27 protein-coding genes are annotated in these 25,239 nt (G+C 68.1%); 8 read left to right on the top strand and 19 right to left on the bottom strand.

Going from position 1 to position 25,239, the window contains the following annotated elements:
* Positions 1–238: 238 nt before the first annotated feature.
* Positions 239–532, bottom strand: coding sequence for an ATP-binding cassette domain-containing protein (locus FM119_RS14245; protein WP_245827408.1), 294 nt, complete (start codon positions 530–532; stop codon positions 239–241).
* Positions 533–679: 147 nt separating this feature from the next.
* Between FM119_RS14245 and FM119_RS14240 the strand changes: the two genes are divergently transcribed.
* The 5 genes from FM119_RS14240 to FM119_RS09055 all read left to right on the top strand — a co-directional run bounded on the left by FM119_RS14240 (position 680) and on the right by FM119_RS09055 (position 3,189).
* Positions 680–838, top strand: a complete 159-nt coding sequence (locus FM119_RS14240) for a hypothetical protein (RefSeq protein ID WP_245827412.1) — start codon at positions 680–682, stop codon at positions 836–838.
* Between the two features lie 321 nt (positions 839–1,159).
* A complete protein-coding gene (locus tag FM119_RS09070; protein ID WP_220700325.1) occupies positions 1,160–1,705 on the top strand; it encodes a lytic transglycosylase domain-containing protein in 546 nt (181 codons plus the stop codon).
* Between the two features lie 14 nt (positions 1,706–1,719).
* Positions 1,720–2,481 (top strand): methyltransferase domain-containing protein, encoded by a 762-nt coding sequence (locus FM119_RS09065; RefSeq protein WP_087137350.1) that lies wholly within the window; start codon positions 1,720–1,722, stop codon positions 2,479–2,481.
* A gap of 82 nt (positions 2,482–2,563) precedes the next feature.
* A complete protein-coding gene (locus FM119_RS09060; protein WP_087137349.1) occupies positions 2,564–2,896 on the top strand; it encodes an ArsR/SmtB family transcription factor in 333 nt (110 codons plus the stop codon).
* Positions 2,893–3,189, top strand: coding sequence for a hypothetical protein (locus FM119_RS09055; protein WP_087137348.1), 297 nt, complete (start codon positions 2,893–2,895; stop codon positions 3,187–3,189). Before FM119_RS09060 ends, FM119_RS09055 begins: the two co-directional genes overlap by 4 nt.
* Here FM119_RS09055 and FM119_RS14445 read toward each other — a convergent pair.
* Genes FM119_RS14445 through FM119_RS09025 form a run of 6 tightly spaced genes read right to left on the bottom strand, consistent with a single transcriptional unit; the run spans position 3,174 to position 10,843 of the window.
* The gene (locus tag FM119_RS14445) at positions 3,174–4,463 is read right to left on the bottom strand and encodes an MFS transporter (RefSeq protein ID WP_218778759.1); all 1,290 of its coding nucleotides are present in this window, start codon (positions 4,461–4,463) and stop codon (positions 3,174–3,176) included. The two genes, FM119_RS09055 and FM119_RS14445, sit on opposite strands and share 16 nt — an antisense overlap.
* Positions 4,460–5,935, bottom strand: a complete 1,476-nt coding sequence (locus FM119_RS09045) for an ATP-binding cassette domain-containing protein (protein ID WP_245827406.1) — start codon at positions 5,933–5,935, stop codon at positions 4,460–4,462. The genes FM119_RS14445 and FM119_RS09045 overlap by 4 nt, the downstream gene beginning before the upstream one ends.
* On the bottom strand, positions 5,935–6,696 hold the full coding sequence (locus tag FM119_RS09040) for an energy-coupling factor transporter transmembrane component T family protein (RefSeq protein ID WP_218778758.1): 762 nt from the start codon (positions 6,694–6,696) through the stop codon (positions 5,935–5,937). The genes FM119_RS09045 and FM119_RS09040 overlap by 1 nt, the downstream gene beginning before the upstream one ends.
* A complete protein-coding gene (locus FM119_RS09035; RefSeq protein WP_087137347.1) occupies positions 6,693–7,331 on the bottom strand; it encodes an MptD family putative ECF transporter S component in 639 nt (212 codons plus the stop codon). Before FM119_RS09035 ends, FM119_RS09040 begins: the two co-directional genes overlap by 4 nt.
* A gap of 45 nt (positions 7,332–7,376) precedes the next feature.
* Positions 7,377–9,110, bottom strand: coding sequence for an ABC transporter ATP-binding protein (locus tag FM119_RS09030; protein WP_087137346.1), 1,734 nt, complete (start codon positions 9,108–9,110; stop codon positions 7,377–7,379).
* The gene (locus FM119_RS09025; RefSeq protein WP_245827405.1) at positions 9,107–10,843 is read right to left on the bottom strand and encodes an ABC transporter ATP-binding protein; all 1,737 of its coding nucleotides are present in this window, start codon (positions 10,841–10,843) and stop codon (positions 9,107–9,109) included. Before FM119_RS09025 ends, FM119_RS09030 begins: the two co-directional genes overlap by 4 nt.
* Positions 10,844–11,055: 212 nt before the next feature.
* Between FM119_RS09025 and FM119_RS09020 the strand changes: the two genes are divergently transcribed.
* A complete protein-coding gene (locus tag FM119_RS09020; protein WP_087137344.1) occupies positions 11,056–11,763 on the top strand; it encodes a TetR/AcrR family transcriptional regulator in 708 nt (235 codons plus the stop codon).
* Positions 11,764–11,822: 59 nt separating this feature from the next.
* On the opposite strand, the gene aztD is transcribed toward FM119_RS09020, so the two are convergent.
* From aztD to aztB, 4 genes are read right to left on the bottom strand one after another with little or no spacing between them, the layout of a single operon-like run.
* Entirely contained in the window at positions 11,823–13,010 is a 1,188-nt protein-coding gene (gene aztD, locus FM119_RS09015; RefSeq protein ID WP_087137343.1) for a zinc metallochaperone AztD, read from the bottom strand.
* Positions 13,011–13,060: 50 nt separating this feature from the next.
* The gene (gene aztC, locus FM119_RS09010; RefSeq protein ID WP_420845585.1) at positions 13,061–13,981 is read right to left on the bottom strand and encodes a zinc ABC transporter substrate-binding protein AztC; all 921 of its coding nucleotides are present in this window, start codon (positions 13,979–13,981) and stop codon (positions 13,061–13,063) included.
* Positions 13,978–15,180, bottom strand: a complete 1,203-nt coding sequence (locus FM119_RS09005) for an ABC transporter (RefSeq protein ID WP_087137341.1) — start codon at positions 15,178–15,180, stop codon at positions 13,978–13,980. Before FM119_RS09005 ends, aztC begins: the two co-directional genes overlap by 4 nt.
* A complete protein-coding gene (aztB, locus tag FM119_RS09000) occupies positions 15,177–16,076 on the bottom strand; it encodes a zinc ABC transporter permease AztB (protein WP_087137340.1) in 900 nt (299 codons plus the stop codon). The genes FM119_RS09005 and aztB overlap by 4 nt, the downstream gene beginning before the upstream one ends.
* A 54-nt stretch (positions 16,077–16,130) precedes the next feature.
* Here aztB and FM119_RS08995 point away from each other — a divergent pair, with 54 nt between their 5' ends.
* Positions 16,131–16,754 carry a metal ABC transporter ATP-binding protein gene (locus FM119_RS08995; RefSeq protein ID WP_245827404.1) on the top strand — a complete coding sequence of 208 codons (624 nt, stop codon included), beginning with the start codon at positions 16,131–16,133 and terminating at the stop codon, positions 16,752–16,754.
* On the opposite strand, the gene FM119_RS08990 is transcribed toward FM119_RS08995, so the two are convergent.
* Both FM119_RS08990 and FM119_RS14035 read right to left on the bottom strand, forming a co-directional pair.
* Positions 16,751–17,905 carry a methyltransferase domain-containing protein gene (locus tag FM119_RS08990; protein ID WP_218778756.1) on the bottom strand — a complete coding sequence of 385 codons (1,155 nt, stop codon included), beginning with the start codon at positions 17,903–17,905 and terminating at the stop codon, positions 16,751–16,753. The genes FM119_RS08995 and FM119_RS08990 overlap by 4 nt on opposite strands.
* Positions 17,878–18,351, bottom strand: a complete 474-nt coding sequence (locus FM119_RS14035; RefSeq protein WP_218778755.1) for an NAD(P)/FAD-dependent oxidoreductase — start codon at positions 18,349–18,351, stop codon at positions 17,878–17,880. Before FM119_RS14035 ends, FM119_RS08990 begins: the two co-directional genes overlap by 28 nt.
* A 77-nt stretch (positions 18,352–18,428) precedes the next feature.
* Here FM119_RS14035 and FM119_RS08985 point away from each other — a divergent pair, with 77 nt between their 5' ends.
* Positions 18,429–18,989: a helix-turn-helix transcriptional regulator gene (locus FM119_RS08985; RefSeq protein WP_087137338.1), complete on the top strand. Its 561-nt coding sequence runs from the start codon at positions 18,429–18,431 to the stop codon at positions 18,987–18,989.
* An 81-nt stretch (positions 18,990–19,070) separates the two neighbouring features.
* On the opposite strand, the gene FM119_RS08980 is transcribed toward FM119_RS08985, so the two are convergent.
* The 6 genes from FM119_RS08980 to FM119_RS08955 form a co-directional block, all read right to left on the bottom strand.
* Positions 19,071–20,498, bottom strand: a complete 1,428-nt coding sequence (locus FM119_RS08980; RefSeq protein WP_087137337.1) for a PepSY-associated TM helix domain-containing protein — start codon at positions 20,496–20,498, stop codon at positions 19,071–19,073.
* A gap of 10 nt (positions 20,499–20,508) precedes the next feature.
* Positions 20,509–21,738, bottom strand: coding sequence for a Dyp-type peroxidase (locus tag FM119_RS08975; RefSeq protein WP_087137336.1), 1,230 nt, complete (start codon positions 21,736–21,738; stop codon positions 20,509–20,511).
* A complete protein-coding gene (locus FM119_RS08970; RefSeq protein WP_087137335.1) occupies positions 21,738–22,268 on the bottom strand; it encodes a copper chaperone PCu(A)C in 531 nt (176 codons plus the stop codon). Before FM119_RS08970 ends, FM119_RS08975 begins: the two co-directional genes overlap by 1 nt.
* Before the next feature lie 13 nt (positions 22,269–22,281).
* Entirely contained in the window at positions 22,282–22,899 is a 618-nt protein-coding gene (locus FM119_RS08965; RefSeq protein ID WP_087137334.1) for a copper resistance CopC family protein, read from the bottom strand.
* Positions 22,900–23,014: 115 nt separating this feature from the next.
* Positions 23,015–23,620, bottom strand: a complete 606-nt coding sequence (locus FM119_RS08960) for a hypothetical protein (RefSeq protein ID WP_087137333.1) — start codon at positions 23,618–23,620, stop codon at positions 23,015–23,017.
* 503 nt (positions 23,621–24,123) lie between these two features.
* Complete coding sequence (locus FM119_RS08955; RefSeq protein ID WP_179205279.1) at positions 24,124–25,062, bottom strand: endonuclease/exonuclease/phosphatase family protein; 939 nt, start codon at positions 25,060–25,062, stop codon at positions 24,124–24,126.
* Positions 25,063–25,239 lie beyond the last annotated feature (177 nt).

Genomic DNA, 25,239 nt, shown 5'->3' with positions numbered 1-25,239 from the left:
GCCTGAACACGTCGGCCCTTCGGCGCTGGTTCAGAGCCTCTCTGAGCAGTTCCTATTCACCCATTCCAACTGGACGCGTCCGCCGGCGCGACAGGCTAGCTGTCCGTCCCTATCTGTAGGTGCATCAACGTTCGACATAACAGAAAAGCGATCGGGAACGTACGTTATCGTCAGGCGCGCCCGTTTTGGATGAGCCTCTCATAAACCCCGCGTACACCCCTGACGAAGTTGTCGGCGACTAACAAGAGCCGGGACCTAATGCATGCGAACCATGCAATTTCCGGGCGGTCGCCGCCGAGCATCCTTCCGTGAGCGACCTGGCCCGTAGCGACCACTCGGCGACGGTGAGTTCGAGATCGCTGGGTGCAGCCTGTATGACAGCGGCAAGAACCCGTGCAGCGTTGCGTGCGCTCGTCGCCCATACGTCATTGCCTGAGGCGCGAACGCTGCCTGTGGCGGGTCGCAGCATCCGGTACACGGTGCGCAGGATGGTGGATTTGCCGCTGCCGTTCGGACCGACGAGACCAACCACCTCGCCGTGAGCACTGATTGATATGCCCTGGCGCAGGCCGTCGCGGCGGCGCAGGCAGAGGCCGCGAAAGAGAACGAGGAGGCATCGCTCGACGAACTCGACGGACGGACGGCGCGCGGTGACGACGATGACCAGGAGGCTTCGCTTGTGAACGAGGGGGACGACGCCGACGACACCGCCATCGTCATCGCGCTCGCGGCAGGGGGGATGCTCGTCGTCGGCGGAGTGAGCGGGATGACCGCGTGGTACCTGCGCCGCCTGCGTCTGGATGCGCGGGAAGTTCTGGGATCGAGCCCCGATGAATGACCGACGAGGCTCGGACGATGACGAGTTCGGCCTTCTGCTGAGCGACGGCGAGCGAGCCGAGCAGCATCGGTGGCGCACGCCGCCGCGTCGTCGACGGCTCGACGGATGGGTCTGGGTCCCGGCGCTGAGCATCGTCGTCGGCCTCCTCGTCTCCGGTACGGCGGTCGCGGTCGCCGCACTCGCACCACCGGCGGAGACGTCGACGGCACCTGCACCCTCGGCCACCCGTGCTCCGGCCCGCGTGAGACCGTCGAGCCGGTCACGACGCCCGGCACCGCATCTCGCTCGCGCCCGATCAGCGAGCTCCCCGACAGCGATTGGGTGAACGACCTCTCCTCGCGCACGGGGATACCCGAGAGGCCGCTGCGCGCCTATGCTGGGGCGGCGATCAGAGCGTCGGAGGAGAGCCCGAAATGCGGGATCGGCTGGAACACACTCGCGGGCATCGGCTTCGTCGAGTCGGAGCACGGCACGATCCACGGCTCCGAGATCGGGGCGGACGGCATCGCCCGCCCCGACATCATCGGCATCGCGCTGACCGGAGAATCGAGTCTGGCGATCCGCGACACCGACGGCGGAGAACTCGATGGCGACACGATCTGGGACCGCGCAGTCGGACCGATGCAGTTCATCCCCGAGACATGGTCGCAATGGGGCGCCGACGGCAACGGCGACCGGGTGAGCGACCCGCAGAACATCGACGACAGCGCGCTCGCCGCCGCGCGCTACCTGTGCTTCGCCGGCGGCGACCTCACCGACCCGTCCGCCTGGATAGCCGCCGTACACGCCTACAATCCGTCGATCGACTACAACAACCGCGTCGCCGACGTCGCCGGGCACTATGCGGCGGCGACCGCGTCACCATGAAGGGAGAAGGATCCGTGACCGATGACAGCGACGAGTCGCCGCCGGCGGACGAGACAGTCTACGAGCAGCTCGCTGAGTTTCATGATCTGTTCATGGACGATACGTGGGAGCGTCTGCGTCCGACCGTGCGATCGGTGTTCGGCGCTCTAGGCGCCGGAGGGGTGATCGTCGAGCTCGGCGCCGGAAGCGGGGTAGGAACCCGCGTGATCGCCGCGGAGTCGCGGGCTCGGGTCTGGGCGGTCGAGCCCGGACTCGTCGGGCGCGCCGTGCTGCTCGCGCGGGTGAGTGATGACCCGAGCCTGCGAGATCGTGTGACGGTCGTCGCCGGCGCGATCCCCGAGGGGTTGTCGATGCTGCCCGGCGGCATCGACGGCGTGGTGTGCGCCCACATGCTCGGGCATGTGATTCGCGACGACCGGCGCGAGCTCTTTGGGTGGCTGGGCGAGCATCTCACGGCGAGCGGCGGGTGCCTCGTCACGACGCAGGAACGAGTCGATCCCGCTCCGGACGCGCCGCGTGATGTCACCGTCCGCCGACGGGTGGGACAGTATGAATATCGGGCGGTGTACGTCGCCGCCGATGCCGAGGGCGTCTTCCGTTCCCGGTACGAGGTCTGGTCGGGCGGCGTGCGGCTTCGGGCCGAGACATCCGTCGGCCGCTGGGAGAGATTGTCGGCCGACGACATCGCGGAGGAGTTGCGCGGCACGGTCCTGCGGCTCGACGTGCTCGATAGCGGTGTCGCGGTCATCAGGAGAGCAGGCCCGGAAACGGAGTGAGTCGCGCGCGCCCGCGGCTGAGAACGGTTCGCGATTGTATAATCACATTGCAAAGCATTTATATGTGTGATGGGGTGGATACGTGAACGAGGAGCCCGGCCTGGTCGAAGCGGCGGAGCTGTTCAAGGTGCTCAGCAGCGCCTCACGATTGGGGCTGCTGCGACGCATCGAAGAGCAATCCCGCACCGTGAGTGCGCTGGCGGAGGCGATGGGCATGTCCCAGCCGCTGACGTCGCAGCACCTGCGCTCGCTGCGTCAGGCGGGGCTGGTGAAGACGAGCCGCTCCGGCAAGGAGATCGTCTACCACCTCGCCGACCTGCACGTGTCACACGTGGTGGCCGACGCCCTCGCTCACGTCCGTGAACCGCGCGTCGCCGAGCCCGGCGACCTCATCGCAACCGAGGAGCGACCATGACCACCACCGAGATCCACGCCGAGCACTCGATCGCCGAGCACGAGCACGGGGCCGACTGCGGTCACGAGGCCGTCGAGCACGGCGACCACGTCGACTACGTGCACGGCACCCACCACCACGCCGCGCACGGCGACCACTACGACGAGCACGAGTCGGTCGCCGAGCACTCGATCGCCGAGCACGAGCACGGGGCCGATTGCGGTCACGAGCCCGTCGATCACGGCGACCACGTCGACTACGTGCACGACGGTCACAAGCACGCGCCGCACGGCGCGCACTACGACGAGCACTGAGGCGACCGACCGTCCGTTCTCAGGAGTTCGAACCGGAGTCTCGTAACCCGGACGATGGCTGAGACCGGAATCGCGGATGCGTGAACACGAACACCGTGATCGCCGCCATGATCCCGGCGCCGATGATGACGGGCAGAAGGGGCCAGACGCCGTAGAGCGCAGTCGCCGCCGTGGGTGCGACCACGAACGTCAGCCCCGTCGTGGCGCTGATGAGGCCGGCGAGGCCGCCCTGCTCGTCGCGATCGACGAGCAGGGTCGGCCCGGCGGTGAAGCCGGGCATCGCCAGTCCCATGCCGAGGCCGATCAGCAGAATGGACCCGAACAGCAGCACCGCCCCGGCATCGACGATCAGCAGCAGGAACCCGAACACCGCCGTCGCCCCCCCCGACGCGCAGGAGCGTCGCCGGCGACCAGCCGCTAAGCGGCACGATGACCGCCTGGGCGACGATCATCCCCGCCCCTGCGGCGAACAGCGCGCCACCGGTGACGACTCCGGTGAGTGATGCATCGAGGCCGAGGCGGTCCTGCACGATGAAGCCGACGATCACCTGGATGAATCCGAGCGACGTGAACATTCCGAACCCCGCCACCAGGAACGGCCACACGCGCCGGTCTGTCGGGCGCACACGCACCGGCGAGGCGACCAGGTCGTGACGCGGCTCACGGCGAAGCCGGAGGATGAGCAGCAACATGCCGGCCCCGAGGAGTACGGGGATCACGAGCAGGGGCGTGAGCAGACCGAAGGCTGAGAGGACGCCACCGAGCACGGAGCCGCCCACCATCGCCACTCCCTGCACGGCGCCGACTCCGGCCATGCCCTTGACCCTGGATTTCTCATCCGGGGCGTCGTCGGCGATGTAGGCCTGCGCCGTCGGCGGGACCGCGGCGATCGCTGCGCCGAAGCCGATGCCTCGGAGCAGCAGGAAAAGGACGAACAGGGCGGTGCCGGTGATCATGCCTGCCATCCCGGCCCAGGCGACGACGCTGAACAGCAGCATCGTGAGCGTCGCGAGAGCGAAGGCGGACACCAGCACGGGCTTGCGTCCCCGCGACTGCGAGCGACGCCCCCATGCCTGGCTGGTGATCACGACCATCACCGCCGCGGTGCTGATCGTGGCTCCGATCTGCCATTCCGCCAGACCCACCTCGCGCGACAATGGCGCGATGATCGGATTGAGGGTCATCTGCGCGAGGTAGACGAGGAGCACCGAGCCCAGAACGAGCGGGATCTGGGTAGCCTGGATGGTCTGCTGAGCGGCCGGTGACGCTGTCATGTCGACTCCTTCACGGATTCGTGCGCCGCTGCCGGGACGGTCGCTGAGGACGGGTTCACGAGGGAGAGCTGGCGGTCGGCGGCAAGGGCGACCAGATCCTCGTCGTGGCTGATGAGCAGGACCACGGCGCCGTCCGCGGCGACACGCCGGATCTGTTCGGCGATCGACTGGAGATGCCGACGGTCGACGCCGGACGACGGCTCGTCGAACACGACGATTCGCCGGCGTGCGACGCGCACGGCCGCGACGACGAGTCGTTGCTGCTGACCTCCGGACATCGACAGCGGGTGACGATCGGCGAGATGGTCGAGATCGAGCGAAGCGAGAACCGCGTCGGAGTCGGTCACGGGCGAATCGGTGCCCGCAAGGGCGATCTCCGCCGACACGGTTTCCGTGAACAGCTGGCGCTGCACGTCCTGCATGACCACGGCGCTCGATCGCTGTCGCGCGCGCGGGGAGAGCGTGACGCCGTCAAGGCGCACACTCCCGACACTGCGCTGCAGGCCGGTGATGATGCGGGCGAGGGTCGATTTCCCCGCCCCGTTCGTGCCGCGAATGGCCGTCACCTCTCCCGACGCGAATGCGGCGCGGTCGAGGTCGATCACCCTACGGCCGCCGAGCGTGCAGCGGACGCCGTCGAGCACGAGTGCCGCAGGGGGCACCGACGCGGCGGGTGATGCCGCACTCGCTCCTGCCGCGGCGATCTCGGGCAGCGTCGTCGGCCTCACGACGCCGCGCAGACCCTCGGCCGCGAGGGTCTCGTCGGGGATCTCGCGGAACTCATCGGCCGTCCAGACGACGTCGATCTCGCCGCCTCGCATGACGACCACGCGGTCGAGCACGTCCTGCAGGTAGCGCAGGCGATGCTCGGCGACGACGATCGTCATTCCGGCGGCTTTGAGCGCTATGAGCGTCGCGGTGAGCCTCGCGATGGCATCGACCGACAGGTTCGACGACGGTTCGTCGAGGAGCAGTATTCGCGGCTCGTGCGCCGCGGCCGATGCGATCGCGATCTGCTGCTGCTGGCCGCCCGACAGTCGTTGCAGCGACTGCCCGAGTGGGACGTAGAGGGAGAGCTCGGCGAGCGTCGCGTCAACACGCGAGCGGGTGTGTTCGCGCTCGAATCCGAGGTTCTCCATCGCGAACGCCACTTCGTCACGGGCGGAGTCGGTGAAGAACTGCCGGCGCGGGTGCTGCAACACCGTTCCCGTGACGGCGCCGAGCGCGTCGAGTTCGACAGCGGTCGTCACGAGACCCGCGACCGTGACTGCGCCGGTCAACACGCCCTCGTCGTGGAATTGCGGCACGAGACCGTTGAGCAGCCGGAGTGCCGTGGACTTGCCTGAGCCCGAGGCACCGCACAGCACGACGACTTCGCCCTCGCCGATCGACAAGTCGAGGCCTCGCAGCGAAGGCTCATCGGCGTGCGGGTAGGTCCAGGTCACGTCTTCGATGCGGATGATGTCGGTCATCACAGGCCCTTCAGGAGCAGCGTGGCCGTGACAAGGGCGACGACGAGCAGGAGGACGAGCAGGTCACCCGCGCCGAAGCGGGGCGGTACGAGCGGCACCGGCACGCGGTGCGAGCCGAGACCTCGCAGGATCGCCGCGGCCGACAGATCCTCGCTCCCGCGCAGGCTTGCGGCGATCATCGGGACGACGAATCGCTCGACCGCCCGCAGCGGATGCCGCGTGACGCCGCGCGCGCCGACGAGACCGCGCAGTCTCATGGCGTCGAGTACGGCGCGCGCTTCGTTCGCGACGACCGGGAAGAAGCGCAGCATGACGCCGAGCATCACCGCGACGGGCCGGGGCACGTGCCACGCGCGCAGCGCGGCGCTCATGCGCGTCGGCGTCGTCGTGGCGACGAGGTGTGCCGCGACGGCGGCGACGAGGACGAATCTCAGCATGTAGGCCGCGCCGACGCCGAGGGTCGCCGAAACGGGATGCTGCCAGACGACCGGCAGCCAGAACGCGAACGCGGCGAGCACGGCGACGGTCACGAGCTCAGAGACGAGGCGGCGCCACGCCCCCTCCCACATGGTCAGTGCGATGACCAGCACCAGCGCCGCCGGCATCCATCGCACTCCGTCGACCTGCATGATCACCACGCTCGTGGCGACGATGAGCACGATGGCCGCACGCGGGTCGAGGCCGCGTGGGCGAGGTGGCGCCTCGACGCCGACGGCGAGCGCGCTCGCGCGGCGGGTGCCGTCGACGTCGATCGGGGTCACGCCAGGCCGGCCTTGCGGAAGTGCTTGGAGAGCAGCCGCGAGCCGAGGAGTCCGCCGAGGAAGCCGCAGACCACGGTCGACAGCACCATGAGCAGGATCGTCGGCACCGTCACGAGCTCACGGAACGACTGTGCGTACTCCTCGCCATAGGCCTCGAGGCCGTAGCTCGCGATGTATCCGGCAGGGTCCAGGAGGAACGGCACCCACGGGCCGATGAACCACGCGGAGAACACCGTGTAGGTCCAGATCGCAGCCCACGTGCTGCGGTACTTTCCGGCAGCCATGATGGCCTCGCCGATGAGCGAGAGCACGATGATGATGAGCGCCGACTGCCACGGGTGGCCGATCACGAGATCGAGGGCCGCGAGCGCGACACCCATCAGCGCCACCATGCCCGCGTGGCGTACACGGGTGAGGAACAGCATGTAGGGGATGCCGGCGACGATCGGAGTGAGCGGCAACGTCACGATCATCACGAATGGGCTGATGACGCCGAGCATCGCGACGGCGAACACGACGATGAAGTAGATGACGGCGAAGATCGCGACGTTGATGATGTCGCGGGGGCTGAAGCGCAGTGAGCGCTTCGGGGGAGTCGGCGCGGCGGTTGCGGGCGCGGGGGCAGTATCGGACATGGTGGTTCCTCTCGGATTCGGGTGGGGGAGTTCAGGTGGAAGAAGTCAGTCGGTGGAGGAGAGCTGCCAGCCGGCCGCGTCGACGCGCTCGCGCCAGTAGCGGGAGTACGCCCCGCCACTCGCGAGAAGTTCGGCGTGCGTTCCGGATTCGCGGATGCCGCCGTCCCCGTCGAGCATGACGATGCGGTCGGCGGTCATGATGGTCTGCAGTCGGTGCGCGACGACGATGAGGGTGCGATCGGCGCGGATCTGGTCGATCGCGTCGCCGATGGCGATCTCGTTGCCGATGTCGAGCGCCGAGGTCGCCTCATCGAGCAGCACGATCGGCGCGTTCTTCAGCAGTGCGCGGGCGATGGACACCCGCTGGCGCTCTCCGCCGGACAGATTCGACCCGCCTTCGCCGACGCGCGCGTCCCATCCGCCGGGAAGGCGTGCGACGATCTCGTCGACACGTGCGCGGGTGGCCGCCGCGATCACCTCATCCCTGCTGAGGTCGGGGTTGCCGATCCAGACGTTGTTCACAATGGTGTCGTCGAAGAGATAGACGTCTTGGAAGACGGGGGCCACCGCCGCTTCCACGACTGCGGTGCCGAGGTCGGGCACAGGGACTCCACCGATCAGCACCGTTCCCTGCTCGGGGTCGTAGAAGCGCGCGACGAGCTTGGTGATGGTGGTCTTGCCCGAACCCGATGGACCGACGATCGCTGTCATGCCGCCGGATGGAGCAGTGAACGACAGGTCGCGCAGCACGGGGTCGGCGCCGTAGCCGAAGGTCACATCGCGGAACTCGACGGCGAAGCCTGCGGGCTCCGCGGGCTCCGCGGGTTCCGGAAGCCGGGCCGTGCGGGCGAACTCATCGAGACGGTCGATGGTCGTCCGGGCGACGGCGACACCCCCGCCCAGATCGCCGGCTGTGACGAGCGGTTCGTTGAAACGCACACCGAGCACGAGCAGCGCGATGAGGGTCGCGATGTCGACGGTCCCGCCGATCGCGAGGAACGCCCCGACGACGAGCAGCACGGTGAGCGAGAGCTGGACGAGGCCGGCGAACAGAGCGATCGCCGAGCCACCGGTGATCAGCAGACCGCGGTACTCCTGATGCTGGCGATCGAGTGCCTGACTGACGAGCCGGTCGGCGATCGATCCCTCACCGGCCGTGCGCAACGCCGGCTGAGCGCGCGCGAACTCGACGACGCGATTCGACGACTCGGCGACGGCGATCGAATGCGCTCTGTCGCCGCGCCCGATCCCCCGACTGAGCCAGCGATAGCCGAGGGCGATGATGGGAACCATCACCGTCATCGAGAGGGCGAGGCGCCAGTCGAAGGCGTACATGCCGATCAGTACGGTTCCGGGAGCGATGAATCCGGCGAGGATCTGACGCAGAATCGCATACGGCATGGTCGAGACGAACATCGCGCCTTGTGTGGCGAGCCCCGTGATGAGTCCGGTGCGGTCGGTGGAGTACCACGAGACCGGGAGTGAGACGACGCTCTCGCCGAGGCGCTCGAGGAGGGAGTCGAGCACGGACGTCGCCGCCTTCATGCCGATCTGGCTCGCGAACCAGGAGGCGATGACGTATCCGACGGCTGAGGCGAGGACGACGAGCAACCAGCCGGACGCCGCTTCGACCTCACCGGTGAACAGCGACCTCAGCAGAGGGACGAGCAGCAGGAAGGCGATCCCCTGAAGAACGGCCGCGATCACGACGCACGCGAGTTCGGCGATCACGAGACGCCGCGCGCGGGGCGAGCAGTAGTGCAGCAGACGACGGATCACGCGCCGGCTCCTTCCGGGAGAGAGCGGGCATGGTTCCTCTGGTAGTCGGACCACATGGCGGCGAATCGGCCGTCGGAGGCGACCAGCTCTTCGTGAGTGCCACGTTCGACGATGTGACCGTTGTCGAGCACGAGGATCTGATCGGCTCGGACGATCGTGTGCAGGCGGTGGGCGATCACGAGGACCGTGCGTGAGGCGGCGAGCGTACTCAGAGCGCGCTGGATCGAGGCCTCGGAATCGGGATCGGCGAAGGCCGTGGCCTCGTCGAGCACCAGGATGGGCGCGTCAGCCAGCAAGGATCTGGCGATGGTGACCCGCTGCGCTTCGCCGCCGGACAGGTTCGCGTCCTCCCCGACGACGGCGTCGTACCCTCGCGCGAACTGCAGGATCCGGTCATGGATCTGCGCGGCACGGGCGGCGGCCTCGACCTCGGCATCGGTTGCGTCGGGGCGAGTGAGCCGGATGTTGTCGCGCAGGCTCGCCCGCAACAGCTGCACGTCCTGGAACACGAAGCCGACCCGGCGGTACAACTCGTTCGAAGGGATGCGTCGTACGTCCGTCCCGCCGATGGTCATGGATCCCTCGTCGACGTCGTAGAAGCGCGGCACCAGCTTGGCCAGGGTCGACTTGCCCGATCCGGAGGCTCCGACGAGTGCGGTGACGGTGCCCGGCGCGCAGGCGAGGGAGATGTCCTCGAGCACGCGGTGCGAGTCGAGGTACCCGAACGACACGTCGTCGAGCGCGACACTGTGGCCCTCCGGAGTCTCGGGCCGGTCGGGGGCGGACACAGGAGCCAGCCCGAAGAATTCCGAGAGGGACTGCCGCGCCTTCGTCGCGTTGCGCAGGAACTGCCCCGACGCGCCGAGCTTCATCAGCGGAGCGGTGAGGCCGAGGCCGAGAAGGATGCCGGGGAGGATGTCGACCGGGGCAACACCCGCATTCCCGACCAGCCAGACCGCGGCGGCGAGGAGCCAGGCCAGGACCACGATGGGAGAAGCGAGCAGTTCCACGATCGTGAAGCTCACGGCGGTCTCTCGCGTCCATTCCCCGACGAACCGTACGTACTCGCGTGTCGCATCACTGTACCGGCGGTGGCTGCGTCCGACCTGCCCGAAGCGCTTGACCACAGCGATGCCCTGGACGAACTCGACCGTCGCGCCGGACAGCGCCTGCGTGGCCTGGTCGTACTGACGGTACTTCTCGCCCGCTCCCCGCATCATCAACGGGTAGACCAGCAGGATCGCGACGAGCGGGACCAGTGCCGCCAGCGCCATCCGCCACTCGACGATGAAGAGGTACACGAGGCTGATCACAGGAACGGTGATCGCCGTCAAGACGTCCTGGATCGAGTGGGCGACCAGCTGGTGGAGGGCGACCACGTCGTTCTCGACCAGCTTGCGCACGGCGCCGGAGCTGCGTCGATCGAACCATCCCAACGGGAGGCGCTGCAGGTGGCGGATGATCCGCTGACGCAGCGAGTGCTGCATCTCGGCATCGGCGAAGTGACCGACGACGCCGGAGAGGAACGCAGTGCCCACGCTCACGATGAGCGCGGCGATCGCGATCGACACGATCAGCCACACACGGGCTGCGTCCACAGGGGCTCCGTCGATCGCCGGCATCAGCGCTCTCGCGAGCTCGACGATCGCGATGAAAGGCACCACGCTGCCAGCCGCGCCGATCACGCTCAGGACCACGATGCCGGCGAGGCTTCCGCGGACGGATGAGAGCACACCCGCTTCGGGGGACGGTGGTTTCGGTGTCGAACGCGTGAACGGGGCCTGCATTTCGTCTCCTGGATCCGCGGACTGGTTATTGAGAATGATTATCGCACAGGATTAGAACAGTGTTCTAATCCTGTGCAGGATACTAGTTAGGTAAGCCTTACCACAATCGCTTTCGACGGATCGATCGTCGAGACTGGAGATCGCCGAGGGAGGAACGGATGACGAACGACGCACCATTTCACGTGGGGCTCACCCCGGAGCTCGTCGTCGATACCGCGCTCGAGCTCACCGAGCACTCGCACCTCCTCGGCTGGTCGATACGTGACCTTGCGCGGCGTCTCGACGTCACAGCATCCGTCATCTACCACCACGTCGGGGGAAAAGACCTCATCGCCCGGCGCGTGGTCGAGCGAGTGCTCGACGGACTCGGGGCGCCCTCGGCCGACCTGCCGTGGGACGAGTACTTCCGGAACCTGCTCTTCGCGGCGTACCCGATCGTCGCGGCGCACCCGGGGGTGGCGAAGTGGCTGCTCATGCATGGCCCGACGTTCCCTGCGGCGCTGCCGATCCTCGACCGTGGGATCGCCGCTCTTCTGCGCGCCGGCTTCGGCGATCAGGCGGGTCTCGCATACGCGACGCTGCTGAACACGGCCTTGCTCACGATCACGATCGGCGACGACCGTCTGCTGCACGAAGAGGACGGACCCCGCGACCATGCGTCGATGATGGCCGAGTTCCGTGATGCGTCGGAGGGTAGTCCAGGGCTGCAGCTGCTCACCCGCACCCTCATCGATCCGTTCCTCCGCGGAGGGGATGCGGCTGTCACACAGCGCGAGGCCTACTATCGCTTCGTCGTCGACACCACCATCACCGGGCTCGCTGCGCAGCTGACGGGGTCCGGCCTCCAGGGAGAAGACCGGGGATGAACGAAGCGGGCAGGGCGTCACTGACGACGCCCTGCCCGCTCCCGTGCGAATACCGTCGATCAACCGATCGCGACCGCGAGTTCGTTCGGCGTGTAGTCGAGCTCGACCGAGGCGATGACCTCGCCGGTGGTCAGGTCGACCGCGTGCACGCTGTTCGCGGCGGGCTCGGTCACGTAGGCGATTTCGCCGTCGACCTTGATCGCGGGGTGGGCGTCCTGCCATTCGGCCGGGCCCTTCCACGGGTCGATGACCGGGTACGACTCGGTCAGCTCACCGGTCGCGGGGTCGAGCACGTGGATGTGGCCGTCGGTCGACAGGATGTACGCGAGATCCTCGGGGCCGCGGGCGATGTCGCGGAACGTGTACTGGACCTCGGCGGGGAGCTCCACGACCTCCAGGGTCTCGGCCGCGGTGTCGATCAGCGCCACCGCGTTCAGCAGGTAGCCCTCGGCGTCGGGGTCGTTCTTGTAGTCGCCGACGACGATCGGGCTGGTCTCCGAGACGAACGCGTTGCCCATGCGTCCGTAGGCATCCGGTGCCGCGAGCTTGGTGAACGCCTCGTCCTTGAACAGCAGGGCGCCGTTCTCGCAGCCGAAGATCACGGCCTCGTCGGCTGCCGTGCCCTCGCCGTGGATGCCGGGGCATTCGGCGCTCGCCGCGGCCTCGTCCCAGTGGTCTTCGTGCGGGTGCAGAGCCTTGGCGCCGGTGCGAGCGGTCTCGTCGCCGACGGTGGTGATCAGCGAGCCGTTCTCCAGCACGATAGAGACCCCGTGATGCGGGGCGTCTGCGGTGTAGGTCGTGGTCTCAGGCAGCGCGTCGTAGCCGTCGGCGAAGCCGTCGGTCGGCACGATCGTGGTGGTGCCGGTGCGGTCGTCGAACAGCACCGTGTTCTCGCCGTGGATGACGACGTGACCGGGCGTGGTCCCCTCGAACAGCGCGTCGGTGAGGACGGCTTCGCCGGTGTCGAGCATCTGGAAGCCCTCGGACGTGGTGACGGCGATCGTGCGGCCGTCGCCGAAGGCGTTGAGGCGCGTGAATTCCTCGGTCTCGAACTCGTCGACGACCTCGAGTGTCTCCGGATCGAGCACGGCGATCCCACCGGGGTAGGAGATCGCGACGCGGCCCGTCTCGGTCGCGGCGGCCGGCGACTCCTCATCGGCGGGCGCGGAACTCCCCGCGCCGCCTGCGCAGGCGGTGGCGAGCAGCGAGACGCCCGCCAGTGCCGCCACAGCGGCACTCATTCTCATGTGTCGCTTCATTTTGTTTCCTCTCGTGTCGGGCCCCGGTCGGGGTCCTGTCATGGGGTCAGCCCGTCGGCGATGCGCTCGGTGTTGGCGCGCATCATCGTCAGGTAGGTATCGGCGCCCTCGCCCGGTTCGGTGAGGGACTCGGTGAACAGCTCGACGACGTCGACCTCGATGCCGGCCTCCGATGCCAGCACCTGGATGAGCCGGTCGGGCTGCGACGACTCGGCGAAGATCGTGGGGACCCCCGCCTCGTCGATCGCGTCGGTGAGATCGCGCAGGTCGGCAGCGCTCGGAGCCGCGAGCGTCGTGCCGCCGGGGATGACGGTGCCGACGAGCCGGAAGTCGAAGCGATCTGCGAGGTAGCCGAAGACATGGTGATTCGTCACGAGCGCCCGTCGGTCGGCGGGGATTGCGGCGAAGGACGCGGACATCTCCTCGTCGAGCTCGGCGAGGTCGCCGCGGTAGGCGGCGGAGTTGTCGCGGATCTGCTCGACGTCGATCCCGTCGATGTCAGCCAGGGCGTCTTCGAGAGCATCCACCACGTCGACCATGCGGGAGGGATCCGTCCAGAAGTGCGGGTCGTCGGCGCCGGCGGCATCCTCCGAGGTGTAGGGGAGTACCTCGATCACGTCGCCTGCGATGAGGGTGGGCACACCCGCAGAGGACGTGCGATCGATGTGCTGCTGCAGACCCTCTTCGAGCCCGAGGCCGTTCGTCACGAGCAGGTCGGCGGCGTCCATCCGTGCCGCCTCCTGTGCGGAGATCTCGAACGAGTGCGGATCGGCGTTCGGCTTCATCAGGGTCGTGACCTCGGCGGCGTCGCCGACGACGTTCTCGACCACATCGCCGAGGATGTTCGTCGTGACGACGATCTGCGGTCGATCCGCCTCCGCGGAACCGGTGCATCCGGCGACCCCGACGCCGAGCACGACGGTCGCGGAGAGCAGGGCGCACGTGCGGAGCATCCTCATCGTCCGACCTCCGTGACGAACGTCGGCGCTGTCGGGGTCTCGAGCGATCGAGCGATTCGGGCGCCGTCGGCGTAATCGATCTCGTGCACGAGTCCCGCTCCCGGGTCGCTCACGTAGGCGCGCTGCTCGTCGACGACGAGCGACGAGGCGCTGCCGCCCTCGGCGAGTATCGGCTCAGTGGCGCCGACGAGGGTGCCGCCGTCGGCGAGATACACGACGACGCGACCGTCCACGTCGATCGCGACGACATGACCCTCGGCGTCGTCCACCGCGACCACGCGAGCGAGCGGCCGCTCGGTCGACACCAGTGTCCAGGTGCGCTCGCGGGAGTCGAGCAACCAGAATCCGGTGGTCCCGGCCACGGAAGCGACAGTCGGGCGGCCCTTGCGTCCGTCGAATGAGAGGGCGCGATCGGACGCCTCGGCCGGGTAAGGGATGCGCTCGGTGGCGAGCTCGCCGTTCTGCCAGGTCGCAAGCACCGCGCCGTCGGCGCAGCCGACGACGAGGCCCACCCGGGTCGTGATCGCACCCGCGGGGTCGACGCACTCGACCGGGGTGCCGGCCGGGCTGCCGTCGTCGTCGTGGTAGACGAGCGCGTCGCCCTCGGTCACGAGTGCGCCATCGCCGACCGGGGCGACGAGTCCGGCATCCGCCCCCGTCTCGACGCGGAGCAGTTCCTCTATCCGACCCTCGGAGAGCGCCTTGTTGTCGAGCAGGACGGCTTCGCCGGAGCCGGCGAAGAAGACCCCCGTGGTGCCAGCGGTCGACAGCGCGCCGGACGTGACGGTCACGGGGCCCTCGCCTGCGACGGTGCCGAGAATGCCGGGCTCGGCGAGGTAGTAATGGAAGTGGTCTCCGTGGTCCCAGCTCCACCGGCCCGAGTCGATGACCTCCACACCCTCGGCCGTGGTGACGAAGCCGTAGCGTCCGTCGCTAACGAGGGCCGCGGGTGGTGCGGCGGTGGCGCCGAGGTCGGCGGTCTCGTCGCTGAGCAGATCGAGCACCGCGGCGTTTCCCTCGGCATCGAGCGAGAGCAGGCCGAGCGGCGGCTCGGCGACCTCCGCGGCGCCCGCGATCGCGCCGTGACCGTCTCCGGACTCCGGGGGTGTCGACGGTGCGGCGCCCGGAGCGGGGGTGCAGGCGCTGAGTGCGGCGATCGTCAGAGCCGCGGGGAGGAGCAGCAGGGCGCGGGAGTTCATCGGTTCCTTTCGGGGAGCGCGACGGGACCAGATTTCGGGAAGCCGACGTCGCGGTGGTCGACGGGGTGGCGCCGTCGGGAGGCGCGGGTGAGCACGGAGCGGGTGATCGCTGAGACGGCCGCGAGCAGCACCGCCGCGGCGGCGATCGATGCGCCGGCGGCGGTGGCGAAGTGCCACGACGCGAGCAGACCGACCATCACCGCCGCAGCGCCGAAGACGGCCGCGACGACCATGGTGGTGGGGATGCGGGTCGTCCACGCGCGCGCCGCGACGGCGGGCGCGAGCAGCAGGCCGACGACCAGGAGGGTGCCGACCGCCTGAAACGATGCCACGACGGCGAGCGTCACGAGCGCGACGAGCACCACGTGCGCGAGCTGAGGGCGGAGACCGAGGGTGCGGGCGATGCGCACGTCGAAGGCAGTGGCCACGAACGATCGATGGAAGCCGGCCGAGACGCCGACCGTGACGATCATGGCGATCGCCAGCACCGCGATGTCGTCGGGCCGGATGGCGAGGATGTCGCCGAACAGCAGGGCGGTGGCGTCGGTGGCGAAGCTGCGCGAGTGCGAGACGATTATCACGCCGAGCGCGAGCATGGCGACGAAGAGCAGGCCGATGCTGGTGTCATAGGAGAGTCGGCCGCGGCGCTGCAGCAGACCGATCGCCGCGCTCATGGCGGCGGCGCTCAGCGCCGCCCCGAGCAGCACGGGTGCGCCGAGCACGGTGGCGAGAGCGACGCCGGGCAGCATCCCGTGGCCGATCGCCTCGCCGAGGAACGCCATGCCCCTGATCACGACCCAGGTGCCCACGACGCCGCAGATGACGGCGACGAGCACTCCGCCGCTGAGGGCGCGAACGAAGAACTCGACGGTGAAGGGCTCGAGGAGGGAGGGCACGAGAAGCGACCCTACATGAGAATGAGAATGATTATCAATTGCTACCATGGGGAGATGGCTTCGCTCCCCGCCCTGTCAGCGCGTGACATCTGCTTCGGCTACGCCGACGACGACGTGCTACATTCCGTCGACCTCGAGGTGCAGCCAGGCGAGGTGGTCGCTTTGGCGGGCAGCAACGGCTCCGGCAAGTCGACCCTGATCGAGATCCTCGCCGGGGTGAGGGTGCCTCGACGAGGCGGAGTGCGTCGCGACGGAGATCTCGCGCTCGTCGTACAGCGCCCGGCCGCGCCGGACTCGTTGCCCGTCACGGCATCCGATGTGGTGCGCATGGGCACGTGGAAGCATGGCGCCCGCGCGACCAGAGCCGACGCGCGTCGAGCGACCCAGCGTGCCCTGGAGCGCGTCGGCATGAGCGAACTCGCCGCCCGCCCCCTCGCCGAGCTGTCGGGTGGACAGCGCCAGCGCGTGTTCCTCGCGCAGGGGATCGTGCGCGAACCCGACATCCTGCTCCTGGACGAGGCGGCTGCCGGGCTCGACCGGGAGAGCGCAGCGCGCATGCAACTGATCTTGCGTGAGGAGGCCGCGCGCGGTGTCGCCGTGTGCACCGTCACTCACGACGACGCTGCAGTGGCGCTCGCCGACCGCGTCGTCCGGTTGGAACGCGGCCGCCTGATCTAGCTCGCGGCGTCCGTGTCGCTCACGCGTACGGCGCGGAAGACGACGTCTTGCACGTGATGACCGCTGGAGGCCCCTGCAGGACGATCGCGCGTCTCATGCAGCTCGATCCGCCACACCGGGTCTGCGACCAGCGTCGCCGCGATCTCGTCGATTCCCACGAAGGCTTCGGGGTCGTACATGCGGGTCTGTGCGGCAACATCGACCGTCTCGCGGGTCCAGGTGGGTTCGTGCCCGACCACCAGCAGCGTTCCCCCCACGGCGACGGCCTCCAGCAGGCTGCGAAGCCCGCGCTGCTCGGGCGTGCGCGGGAACGAGCCGTACTGCAGCGACACCAGGTCGTAGCGATCGGTGCCATAGGGTACGAGGTCGTTCGCATCCCGCACGAGAGACCGCACCTCGACGCCGCGCCGCTCAGCCTCGGCGCCCAGACGTGCGAGCGCACGAGCAGAGACGTCGACGGCGGTCACGGTCCAGCCGCGCTCCGCGAACCAGATCGCGTCGCCGCCCTCGCCCGCGCCGACGTCGAGTACGCGACCGGGCGGCATGCCCTCCGCCTCGACCACCAGGGAGCCGTTCGGAGCGCCGCTCCAGATCGGCTCGCCGTCGCCGTAGCGTGCATCCCACTCGACCTGCACGCCGGAGGGGCGGGCCCCCGCCTGGAGGTCCTCGCCGGCGAGGCTGAAGGCGATCTGGGCGCCGATCAGGCTGCCGTTCGCCGCAGCCTGGAGCACCTGCGCGCCGCCATCGCTCACGTTGCCCGCGGCGAAGACGCCATCGACGCTGGTCCGACCGGTGGGGTCGACGACGAGCACCTCGCCGATACCGGCCGGATGCGCTGCCACCTCGAGGCCCAGCGGCTCGAGCGCTTCGAGGCGCGGATGCACCCGCGAGCCGGTGAGGATGGCGTCGGCGGGCAGAGCGGTGCCATCGGCGAGCTCGACGAGCAGCGCGCCGTCGTGATCGATGACCCGCCCGACGGAGCCGTCGATCACGGTCACGCCGGACTCGCGCAGAGCGCGAACCGCCTCAGCATCCACTCCGGGAGCGTTGTGCAGTACAACCGTGAGCTCTTCGCACAGGTGACGCATCAGGGGCGTCGGGTGCAGGCCCATCGCGGAGGTGACTATCTGCACGACCCGCTGGTCGCGCACCTCCCAGCCATGGCAGAACGGGCAGTGGAAGACCTCACGACCCCAGCGCTCGCGCAGGCCGTCGATGGCGGCAGCTCGTCGACAAGGCCCGTGGCCACGAGCACCCGCCGGGCGATCAGCGCATGGCCGCCGGACAGCTCGACGCGGAACCCGGTCTTCTCTCGCTGTACGGAGAGGACCCGGCCGTCCAACACCTCGCCCCCGTATGCGCGTACCTCGTCGCGGCCGACCGCCTGCAGCTCGGCGGGCGCCGCGCCCTCGCGACCGAGGTAGCCGTGCATGTGCGCGGCGGGGGCGTTGCGCGGACTGCCGTCGTCGACCACGATCACCGAGCGCCGCTGGCGGACGAGCAGCAAGGCGCCGGCGAGCCCCGCGGCCGAGCCGCCGATGACGGCGACATCGCAGTGGCGAGTCAGAGAGGGAGGGGTGGCGTGATGGTGGCTCATGGGTCCGAGCGTAGACTGGGCATGCGGATAGCGCCAGAAGCCTTGCAGGATTCGCAAGATAGTGCCACGCTGGAGATGTGCACAGCGACGACGTCGAGCGCGCAGCCCGCAGCCGGCTCCGCAGCATCCGCACCACCCTCGGCTACTCGCTCGACGAGATAGCAGAACTCACCCAGCTCAGCGCCTCGACGATCAGCCGCATCGAGACGGGCAAGCGCGCTCTCAGCATCGATGTGCTCGTACCGCTCGCGAACGCCCTGCGGGTGAGCCTCGATGCGCTCTTCGCCGCCGATGACGACGGCGATGTCGTGATCCGACCGGCGCAGCACCGCTCCGGCACCCGCACGACCTGGCCGCTGAGCCGCAGCGACGGCAGGACTCTGGCCGTGAAGATGCGACTCGAACCTGAACCTGAGCGCGCTCCGCCCGCGCAGCGGGTGCACCCGGGCTTCGATTGGTTCCTCGTACTCGAAGGTCGAGTGCTGCTGTTCCTGGGAGAGCGCCGCATCGAGGTCGCCCGTGGCGAGGCGGCGGAGTTCTCGACCATGACCCCGCACGCCATCAGCGCGATGGGTGGGCAGGCCGAGCTCATCATGATCTTCGACCGGGACGGGCAGCGGGCCCACGTGCACCAGTAGGTGCAGCGTCGTTGACGAGCGGGCAGCGAACACCGTCTCTGCTCGCACGTCGATGCCGTGCGAGCAGAGACGCGGGTCCGGCTACTTCGCTCGCAAGCGCGGTGACGCGGCCAGGCCGACGAGGGCGTCGATGATCACGAAGCCGAGGAGCGTCCAGCCGACCAGAGGCAGCCACCAGCCGATGAGCGCGGCTGCAGCGGCAGTCGCCGCGATGCCCCACCACGGTGCACGCGCAAGCGCCCGGCGAGGGGCGGTGCCCACGATCCTGCTGGTGTCCCGTGTCGGGCGGCGTTTCCACCACATTAGGTAGCCGAGGACAACCATCGCGGCGAGCCCTAGGGCGATGAGGAACAGGACGATCTGGTTGGCGAGTCCGAACATGACTCCCATGTGGATGTTGATGCCCCAGCTGGCGAGTTTCGCGGGTAGGGAGAGTTCTGCGAAGTCGATCCGGTCGATGACTTGCATGGTGGTGCCGTCGATTGCGAGGGAGTCGCCTTCTGTGGGGAAGCTGCTCTTGATCTCTCGGATCGTCCAGGCAGTGCCCGGTTCGGCTGGGGGTTTGATCTCGACCTGTCCGGTATTTACGTTCTCTCGTTGTGCGATGGCGAGGATGGCATCGAAGGTGGCGGGGTTGGCGGCACCGGTCGGTGCGGACTCCGCACCGTGGTGGTGCGCGTGATCGTCGGCTGCTGGTGTTTCGCCTCCGAGGGTGGTGTTGATGGAGGGAGTGCCCCAGTTGAGGGCGGCGCGCATGTTGCTGACGTTGGTGCCGGCGTGCTGTGACCAGGTGATGCCGGTGGCAGAGAGGAAGAGGGCGCCGAGGATCACCCAGATGCCGATGCTGGTGTGCCATCCGAAGAGGCCGCGGTAGCCCTTGTGGGTGCGGTTCGGGCGAACGAAGTCCTTCTTCGCTCGCGCTTTGCGGATGCGGATGATCCAGAGCGCGAGCCCGGCGATGGCGACGATCCCGAGCCAGGAGGCGGCGAGTTCGCTGTAGAGGCGTCCGGCGTCTCCGAGGTGGAGGTTGCGGTGCAGGTTACTGATCCAGGTGCGCAGCGGCGTGGAGCCGCTGGTGCCGTACACGACGAGGTCGCCGCGGATCTCGCCGGTGCCGGGGTCAACGAAAACGGCCCGGGATTCGCTCGGTCCGAGGCCGTCTTCGGCGTACATGATCCGGGTCGTGTCGCCCGGCTCAGGCGCGGGGCGCACAGCGAACAGCCCGGAGGAATCCCCTCGGTAGGCGTCGGCAGCTTCGATCTGCGCTGCCAGGGTGAGCGTCGTTTCCGTCTTGGGTGCGTGGAGCTGCTCGGCGTAGACGGCCTGCTCGAGCTGCGGGGTGAGGGCGTAGAGCGCGCCGCTGATGGCGGCGATGAGGATGAACGGCCCGACGAGGATGCCGGCATAGAAGTGCAGTCGGAGCAGCAGAGGGGCGAACCATCCTCGTCGTCGCGAGGATGGTGGCGAGGGGGGGTCGTGCGGGGTCGTTTCGGATGCCGTGAGAGTCATGTTGGTGCTTTCAGGAGAGGAGGGAGTCGCCGATGAAGCCGTCTTCGGCGCATCCGGGCGGGATCGCGAAGACGGCCGAGCCGATGGGCACGGTCCATTCGTTGAGCAGGTCGAGCTCGTCGAGCCTTCGCTGCATCGGGATGAACTGGCGTTCGATGTCGGCTTGGTAGGAGACGAAGATGAGCCCCGATTCGGAGACCTCTGCGCCCAAGGGGCGTTCGTCATAGTTGTAGGCGCGGCGGAAGATGCGTTCACTGTCATCACCGCGCGCGCGACGGATGTGGGCGAACTGCGGGATCACCGGGAACCCGATGGCGGTCTTCGCCTCTAAGTCCGGCTCGTCGAATTCCTTGGTTCCCGTCAGCGGCGCCCCGTTGGCGATGCTTCGTCCGACGGACGCGTCGCGTCCGCTCCGGTCGAGGCGGTCCCACTTGTCCAGGTCCATCCGGATGCGTCGGATCACGGCCCCAGTGCCGCCGGCGAGCCATCCGTCCTCCGCCCAGACGACCTGGTCGAAGTCCTTCGTCCCCGGTTCCGGGTTGGTCGTCCCGTCGACTTGCCCGAAGAGGTTCCGCATCGTCGTCCCGGGGCGCTCAGTGCCATAGGCGCGCCGGAATCCCTGCTGGGTCCAGCGGATCGTCGCGAATCCGCGTGCATCTTTCAGGAGCATGCGGGCCGCGTGCGCCACCGTGAGAGGGTCGTCTCCGTTGACCTGCAGCAGCAGGTCACCGTCGGAGAACTCCGGCTGCAGCCGGTCGATCCCGAACGCGGGGAGCGGGGCGAGCCACCCCGGCCCCGCGCTGTCGGCTCGGGCGACGAGCCCGGGGCCGAACCCGAAGGTCACGGTCAGGCGAGCGGGAGACAGTGCGAGTTCCGGTTCGGAGTCGGCCAGCGCCGGTGTTCCCTGGGTGAGCCGTGCCGCATCGTCGGTGAGAATCCGCATGAGACGAACCAAGGCTGACGCGTCGACACCGTCGTTCAGATCCAGCCCGACGAAGACCCCGTGTGCTTGTGCGGCGGTGTCGATGCCGGCTTGGTGCGCTCCGAAGAAGGGGACCTTCTCATCGCCGTTCATAGGCGTCGAGGGTGCGGTGTTCTCCTCAGTGTTGGAGCGGTTGAGCGCATAGTCCGCGCCGATCGCTGCGGCCGCGCCGATCCCGGCAACAGCCCCTCCGAGGAGTAACTGTCGCCGGGTCGACCGACCGGGACCGGTGGGCGCGCCCTCAGCGGGCGCGGGCATCAGTGATCCATGCCTTCGTCATCGCTCTCCTCGTAGTTCTCGTTCGCACCCGAGTAGTCCTTCACCGGAGCGGTGAATTCATAGGTTGAGTCGTCGGAGAACGTCAGAGTGAAGGTCGCTTCATCCCCGGCGACGAGCGGGTTTTCGAGGCCCATCAGCATGATGTGGTTCGCACCCGGCTCGAGCGCCAGCTCACCCCCGGCGGGGATGACGAATCCCCCCTCGATCTCACGCATCACCATCTCACCGGCTTCGTTCTCCACCGTCTCGTGCAACTCCATCATCGGGGAGACATTGGATTCGACGGAGACGACCGTCACATCCGCATCACCGGTGTTCTCGAGCATCCCGAACGCTGCGGACATGCCGTCCGGAGCGGACTTCACCCACGCGTCCTCGATCGTCACGACATCGCCGGCGGGCTTCGAGTCGTCGGACGCCGGAGCGGCCGTAGACGCGCAGCCGGTCAGTGCGAGAAGCGAGACAGCGAGCAGTGCCGCGGCGCGAGGGAGGGTCTTGGAAGTGTTCATCGTGTAGTGCCTTTCACAGAGTTTCTGCCGCGTCATCGCCGGACTCCGGCGGTACGGCTGTCGCCTTGGGACGACGAAGGAATCGATAAAGGGCGAAGCCGGCCGCAGCGATCGCTGCGCCGCCCGCCCCGATGAGCAGCACCCGAACGGGGCTGCTCGAGTCGTCTGCGATCTGATCTCCCGCTGTGGTGACTTCGTCACTGTCCGCGGCACCGTCACTGTTCCCGGCCGTGACCATCGGAGCAGCGTCGCCGATCGTGAACGGGATTACGCCTGAGATCGGATGCCCGTCCTCGGAGACGACCTGCCACCGCACCTGATAACCCGCGACAGGCATGCCCGGCTCGAGCTGCGCGGTCATCCTGTTGCCCTGGACGTCGATCTCTCCCGACGCCCAGTCGTGACCGGATGCATCGACGACCATGACGACCGCGCCTGTCATCGATGCGTCGAGGACGATCAGATCGCCGGAGAACGTCATGACGACCTCCGCGGGAGCGGCCGCCAGAACCTCGTCCTCCGCGGGTGTGCTGGAGGTCAGTTGGTCGTGGGCGGACGCCGGTGCCGCGGTCGCCAGGACGGCGATCAGGGCCAACGCCAGCCCCGCACCGATACGGCGCAGTGCAGACATGAGGAAGCCTCTCGTCAGGCGCCGACAGGCGACGCCAACGGTCGTTCACAATGCCCGGAGCGCGCAGATGCACCCGAGCGGGAACACACCGGCGACAGACGGGAGCCGGTGGGGATCAGATCGCGTGAGCCGCAGGCGGAGCCCGGCCCCGAAGCGTCGCCAGCATTCTTGACGCAAGAGGACGGCAGATGTCGACCGTGAATCCGAGGTCTCGAACGTAGAGCAGCGCGGGCGATCCCAACGCAGCATCCACTCGACGACGCACCCAGCGAACAACCTGAATCGCGAGCTCACGCAGGGCAAGCAGCATCCGCTCACCACGATGCGCGACGAGAACCGTGACGATCGCAGCCAGCAAATGTCCGACCCACATCGTGCCGTCCGCCACAACGGCCTCCGTCACACCGGAGCCGCCGGGCAAGACGAGAGGAGCACCGTGCACGTGACCGACCGCGGTCCCCGATGGCTCGATCGTGCCTAGAACGAACAGCACATGGAACAGAAGCTGACTGATGGTAACGGAGATGCTCAATCGGATCACCGAGAGCTTTCGTCCCGCCAGGAGCACGCAGACCATGAACGAGAAGATCCAGGGCACCAGGATGCCCAGCGGTCCCGGCATCTGTCCGCCACCCGCAACGTGACCCGCCAGCGCGGCGAACGTCGCCAGAGATGCCGCCGCGAAGCCGCGCAGAACGGCTGGCCTACGGGACGGGGTCATGCCACCATCCTCCCATCCCTCTGAGGCTCCAGATCGTCACAGCGATCGAGAGTGTGCTGCCGCGTCTCACCAATACGCCGACGAGGCGAAGCGGAATTCCACCCCGGGGTAGCCACGGGCACTCGCCGGCACGTAGCGTGGTTCTCACCTCTCCAGTAGGGCGCCCACAGTGACGTGCGTGTCCATCACATTTGAGCTGAGAGCAGATGCCCGACGATGCGACCACGGTCCGTCCGCCGGGCATCGCCAATTTCTCCACTGACCCGACCGTGCCTGAGCCGAGCAGGACAGAGTTGCCACCGGAAACGATCGTTTACGGCGTCGTTCCAAGGATCACCCGGAATACCTTGCCGCAAACGATTGTCGGAACCTAGTTCTGGCAGACATTTCCGGCGGGTTTGTTTCCAAGCGGGCGTATCTCGCGGATTCTCACCCGGCCCCAGTGCCGCTCGGAACCGCCAGCGCCCTACCGCGGATCGTCTCCGGAACTCAATCAGGTGACGTTACTTAGCTATTGCGCAGAGATTCCAGGTGGCGATGACGGCACGGTGATCGCTGCCTTCGACATAGAAGCTGTCCCAGTGGGTCGGGGTGGCGCCTCTCGCGAAGATATGATCGATCGCCGTGAAAGCGGGAATGGGCTTCTGTTCGGGCCAGGTGGGCCAAGGGATGGCACCTGCGGCTTCGGCGGCGCTGCGCAAATCTGACGCCAACCGTCGAAGCGCCGGGTGCGCGAGCGAGGCGTTGAAGTCGCCCGCGATGATGAGGCGGTCGTCCCGGGTCTGCTGTACCCACGTGGTGATGTCGTCGATACCGGAACGCCAGCCGTTGGGTTGCCACACGGGCGGTGGCGGGTGGACGGCGGCGAGCCGCACAGCGCCGGCCCCTGGCAGGGTGGCAACGGCGCTGACCTGATCGAACTCACTCCCAGGGATGTCCTCTTCCCCCGACAGGGGGTTTGCAGAAAGAAGCACGCTTCCATTCGCCGGTCCGGGGGTGACTTCGCGAGTGCGATAGGGCAGGACGTCAGCGAGTTCCTCTTCGGTGAGCACGGCGTCAACGAGCGTCTCGTCCGCCTCAAGCAACATGACGGCATCAGGCTCAGTCGTACGGATGAGTGCCGCTAGTGCAGCAGGATCAGCACCGGCAAGCTTCGCGTTGAACGACAGCACCGTCACTCGTGCGTCGCTCCCGCAGGCCTCTCCAACGTGAATCGGGGTGAGGGTCGGGACGCCGCTGATCGCGGCGCCGATGATCAACACCAACGCTGCGGCCCACACCCGAAAGATCAACGAGGCGATCGCGAGCAGGAGGAGAAGGAGAGCTCCGAGGGGCACGAGCGCCTGAGCCACGGGAATCGCGGCAACACCGCGAATCTCAAGATAGGGCAGCACCGCGGCGCAGACCGCGATGACCACCGCGACAGATGTCCAGACGATCACCTGCCGTCGTGTTCTCCGCCGTGATATCCGCACGCGCTGGCTCCTCATTGTATTCATCCTGCCAGCTTGGTCTCAGCACCGACTATCAGTCTCGGTGCTCCCGACGTCAGCGGCGTCGTCGGCTAGGGCGTGTCTCCTAATAGGGTCGCCCAGGTGAGGCAGGCGTGGAGGACGGCT

Source organism: Mycetocola reblochoni REB411, assembly GCF_900163835.1.
Classification (GTDB): Bacteria; Actinomycetota; Actinomycetes; order Actinomycetales; family Microbacteriaceae; genus Mycetocola_B; species Mycetocola_B reblochoni.
This window is presented reverse-complemented; position numbering and strand designations above follow the sequence as displayed.

Coding starts and splice junctions, on each gene's coding strand:
- FM119_RS08960 (WP_087137333.1), bottom strand. CDS start 23,620: ATGACCCCGTCCCGTAGGCCAGCCGTTCTGCGCGGCTTCGCGGCGGCA.
- aztC (WP_420845585.1), bottom strand. CDS start 13,981: ATGAGGATGCTCCGCACGTGCGCCCTGCTCTCCGCGACCGTCGTGCTC.
- FM119_RS09020 (WP_087137344.1), top strand. CDS start 11,056: ATGACGAACGACGCACCATTTCACGTGGGGCTCACCCCGGAGCTCGTC.
- FM119_RS08980 (WP_087137337.1), bottom strand. CDS start 20,498: ATGACTCTCACGGCATCCGAAACGACCCCGCACGACCCCCCCTCGCCA.
- aztD (WP_087137343.1), bottom strand. CDS start 13,010: ATGAGAATGAGTGCCGCTGTGGCGGCACTGGCGGGCGTCTCGCTGCTC.
- FM119_RS09035 (WP_087137347.1), bottom strand. CDS start 7,331: ATGTCCGATACTGCCCCCGCGCCCGCAACCGCCGCGCCGACTCCCCCG.
- FM119_RS08975 (WP_087137336.1), bottom strand. CDS start 21,738: ATGCCCGCGCCCGCTGAGGGCGCGCCCACCGGTCCCGGTCGGTCGACC.
- FM119_RS09045 (WP_245827406.1), bottom strand. CDS start 5,935: ATGACCGACATCATCCGCATCGAAGACGTGACCTGGACCTACCCGCAC.
- FM119_RS14035 (WP_218778755.1), bottom strand. CDS start 18,351: ATGAGCCACCATCACGCCACCCCTCCCTCTCTGACTCGCCACTGCGAT.
- FM119_RS09005 (WP_087137341.1), bottom strand. CDS start 15,180: ATGAACTCCCGCGCCCTGCTGCTCCTCCCCGCGGCTCTGACGATCGCC.
- FM119_RS08995 (WP_245827404.1), top strand. CDS start 16,131: ATGGCTTCGCTCCCCGCCCTGTCAGCGCGTGACATCTGCTTCGGCTAC.
- FM119_RS08970 (WP_087137335.1), bottom strand. CDS start 22,268: ATGAACACTTCCAAGACCCTCCCTCGCGCCGCGGCACTGCTCGCTGTC.
- FM119_RS09055 (WP_087137348.1), top strand. CDS start 2,893: ATGACCACCACCGAGATCCACGCCGAGCACTCGATCGCCGAGCACGAG.
- FM119_RS08965 (WP_087137334.1), bottom strand. CDS start 22,899: ATGTCTGCACTGCGCCGTATCGGTGCGGGGCTGGCGTTGGCCCTGATC.
- FM119_RS14445 (WP_218778759.1), bottom strand. CDS start 4,463: ATGACAGCGTCACCGGCCGCTCAGCAGACCATCCAGGCTACCCAGATC.